The sequence below is a fragment of the Campylobacter sp. BCW_6465 genome, from assembly GCF_001762815.1.
Taxonomy (GTDB): Bacteria; Campylobacterota; Campylobacteria; order Campylobacterales; family Campylobacteraceae; genus Campylobacter_D; species Campylobacter_D jejuni.
Genome location: NZ_MJXN01000109.1, coordinates 1425 through 5330 on the forward strand (window position 1 = coordinate 1425; position 3906 = coordinate 5330).

A 3906-nucleotide genomic window follows, 5' to 3' on the forward strand; every position below is an offset into this window, starting at 1 on the left:
AATTAGAACCTTTAAGTTTAAATAAACAAAATGAGTTTTTACTTAAGGCTTATTATAAAGTTTGTAAAAGTATTAAACATTGTAGAGATTTTAGTAAAATACTCAGCAATGATTTTAAAAAAATACAAAGTATATATTTGAGTTTAAATGAAAAAGAAGAGGATATCAATTGGGCTATTAGAAAAATAGATGAATTTAAAAATAAATTAGAAAATATCAAACAAATGCAAGATTTATATGAAATTTTACAACCTCTGCGTACTCAATTTGAACTTAATCTTACTAGAATTTATGTCTTAAATCCTAAAACCAAAGAAGATGCTTTTAATAAAAGTATTCTTTGGATAAAAGAACATTTAGAATTTATGGAATTAGTTTATGGACATATTAAAGCACAAGAAAATGCTTTGATTAAAAATATACTTCCTTTAGAAGAAAAACTTAAAGAAAGAAAATTAGATAAATGGATGGAAAGGGTGAGAAGGTGAGAGAAGAAAATAATTTTAACAAAAATTTAAAAGCTTTAAGCGGTTTTGAGTATAACGACTTACGCAAAAAACTTGAGGATCTAAAAGAGCTTAGAGAATTTACTTTCACTCAAGGAAAAGATAATCTTGATATCAATATCATAAAAAAAAGAAATTTAAAAAAAATGTATCAAGATCCCATCAAAGAGCTTGAAAAAAATTTAGAATATTTTAAAGATTTTACACGCTATCCTGTGCTTTTTTTTTATGGTTTTGGAAATGGAATTTTATATAAAATTCTACTTCAAAATCAAGCACTTAAAAGAATAATCATCTTTGAAAAAGAATTAGAACTTATCTTTTTGGCCTTAAATTTCATAGATTTTAGCAAAGATTTAAGCTTAGGGCGACTCATTATTTTACATCATGATGATATTAATCTTCCTAAAATGGATAAAGTTTTTCGTTTGATAGGGGATTTGTTTTATCGTTCTTATAATCTACACATTGCTAATGATTTTTATGAACACTATAAAGAAGATATTTTAAAACTTAATAAACTCAACATGCAAATCATCAAAAATCACAATCTTATGCGTGGTAATGATCCTAAAGATGCCATGCAAGGTATAGAACAATTTGTTTATAATCTTCCTCAAATGATTACTCATCCTAGTTATAAAGAATTACTTTCTAAAAGAAAGGGTATAAGTGATACAGCTATCATTGTTTCTACAGGACCATCTCTTACTAAACAACTTCCTTTGTTAAAAAAATATGCTAATAAAGCTACAATTTTTTGTGCGGATTCTTCTTATCCTATTTTAGCTAAACATGGTATAAAGCCTGATTATGTTTGTATGTTGGAACGCGATGAAATAGTAGCTGAATGTTTTAACAATGATTTTAAAGATTTTGATAAAGACATCATTTTTCTAGTAGCTTCTTTGGTGCATAAAAAAACCATTTCTTATCTTAAAAAAAATAAAAGAAAATACATTTTAATCATAAAAGGCCAGCCTTTTGCGAGATGCTTGGGGCTAGACGATTATGGATATATTAACGCAGGCATGAGTGTATCTCATATGGCTTATGAACTGGCTGAAAATTTAGGACATAACAACATCATTCTCATAGGTCAGGATTTAGCTTATGCCAAAGATGGGCAAACACATTCTCAAGGTTTCATCCATGCTAATTTACACAATGGAGACTATGAAAGGGACTTAGATAGATTTAGCACTACAGCTTATGGAGGAAATGGAAAAGTTCAAAGTTCTGAAATTTGGACACTTTTTAGACAAATTTTTGAAAATTTCATTGCTTTTAGCAAAAGTAAAACTTATAATTGCACTGAAGGAGGTGCTAGGATAGAAAGCGCTATAGAAAAACCTTTTAAAGAACTTTGCGAAAATTTACTCGAAAATAAAAAAGATAAAAAATTTAAAAAATTACAAGTTTTAAATACTAAAAAACAAGTAAAACTCGGATTAAAAATCTATCAAAAAATTAAAAAAAATATGAATTTATCCTTAAATTTTAAAAAAGAGTGTAAAAAAGTTCAAAAACAAATTCACAATCTTACCCATGGAAAAAACAAGCTCTCTCTTGAACAAATAAACCAGAATATAGACAAAATCAAAGAAAAACTTTCAAATAAAAAATATCTCTTTTTACAAGAAATTTTAGGCCCTACTTTACATCATGAACAAAGTATATTAACGCCTTTATATCTTAAAGATATCAAAGATGAATCTGATAAACAAAATAAACTTTTTGCTTGGATTTATGCGCATGAATCTTTGATAGAAAATATCATAGAACTTTTAGAAGCTCAAGACAAAAGACTTAAAATCGCTATTTTACCTTTGCAAGACTTTTTAGAAAAGAAAAAAGCACTTTAAAAGCTTAGATGCATAAAAGCATCTAAGAAATTATTGAAGAAGTTTTAAAACATTTTGCTGCACTGCATTAGCCTGACTCATAGCATAAGAACCTGATTGCGCAAGGATGTTATATTTAGAAAAATTTGCACTTTCAGCTGCAAAGTCTACATCTCTTATGGTTGATTCTGCTGCTTTGACATTGACTTGAGTTACGGTAATGTTATTTATAGTTGATGTAACTTGATTTTGCACTGAACCAATGTCTGCTCTGATTTGATCAAGATTTGTTATAGCAGTTTCTGCTATATCCATCACTGCCATAGCACCTTTAAGTGTAGTTACACCTGCAGTTTCATCTTTTACCCCAAAAGCAGTTGTCTTCATAGTTGCAAACTGAGAAAGTCCGCTTTGACTTGAAAAACCTGAACCTGCAGAAACATTATATACTGCAGAAAGTTGAGAAGCACCTGAAATAGCTATAGCATTTGCAAAACCTGTAGAATAGTTTTTACCACTACCTACAGAATAACCTGAACCTGAAGAAAATCCACTTCCTGCACTACTCATATAAGCACTAACAGAAGAATAACCACCTAACATAACTCCCTTATTTGCAGAACCAAATCCCATAGCATCAGCAACATTGGCATCAAATCTTCCTTTTGATTCCCTTAAAGAAACAGAAGCTTGAGAGATAAAATTGCTCGCACCAAAACCTGCAAAAGAAAGTCCAGAACCACTGATTAGAATATCTTTACCATCGTTTTTAACCAAAGATAAGCGACCGTAATTTTCTTTCATATTTGGATTGATAAAAGCACCTCTACCAATATCACCATCAATTTTAATCCCTCTACCCTCTCTTGAGGTAAGCAAAAGCTGTCCATTAGCATCAATTGAAGCTTCAACCCCTGTAGTGTCTTTTACAGAGTTAATCGCAGCAACTAAGGCTCCATTAGCATCGCCATCTTTATATTCTACTTGGCCGATTTTTACCCCATTAATAGCAAAATCATCTGAAGTGGTACTTGCTCTAACTGCTGATATACCCCTAGTCTCTACTGTAAAGGTAGCTCTAACACCGGTTTGATCAGCGCTTTTATTGATCTCTTCAGCTAAAGCCCCAAGTCCTGTTCCTACTGAAGTTGAAATCACAACTTTTTGGAATTTAAAATCATCTATACCGTTGTAGTTTTTCAAAGTAAATTGCACTTCACCACTTTCAGAAATTCTTCCTCCGGTTTCAAAGCGTGTTAAACCGATTTTAGAAGATTGAGTTGCTCCTATGGTAGCCTTTACAGTTTGATTTGAACTTGCACCGATTTGAAATTCTTGATTGATAAAATTACCACTTAAAAGTTGTTTACCATTAAATGAAGTAGTATTAGCGATATTATCAAGTTCTTCCATCAAGCGGTTAATATCTGCTTGAAGCATGGTTCTTGTTTTTAAGCTTTGTCCATCTTGAGCCGCTTGAGTTGCCTTAGTCTTGATTGTATCTAAGATTTTAAGTTGCTCATCCATAGCCTTATCTGCAGTTTGTAAGATACCTA

At 30.7% G+C, this 3906-nt stretch carries 2 protein-coding genes and 1 pseudogene; 2 read left to right on the plus strand and 1 reads right to left on the minus strand.

All coding sequences use genetic code 11. From position 1 onward, the window contains the following. Both AJ886_RS10895 and AJ886_RS08075 read left to right on the plus strand, forming a co-directional pair. Positions 1-488: pseudogene (locus AJ886_RS10895) on the plus strand (DUF115 domain-containing protein); the annotation flags it as partial. Next, the gene (locus tag AJ886_RS08075) at positions 485-2371 is read left to right on the plus strand and encodes a motility associated factor glycosyltransferase family protein (protein WP_083267258.1); all 1887 of its coding nucleotides are present in this window, start codon (positions 485-487) and stop codon (positions 2369-2371) included. The pseudogene AJ886_RS10895 and the gene AJ886_RS08075, both read left to right, overlap by 4 nt. 30 nt (positions 2372-2401) lie before the next feature. Here the strand turns inward: AJ886_RS08075 and AJ886_RS08080 are convergent. After that, on the minus strand, positions 2402-3906 hold a 1505-nt coding region (locus AJ886_RS08080), incomplete at its 5' end, for a flagellin A (protein ID WP_070287518.1).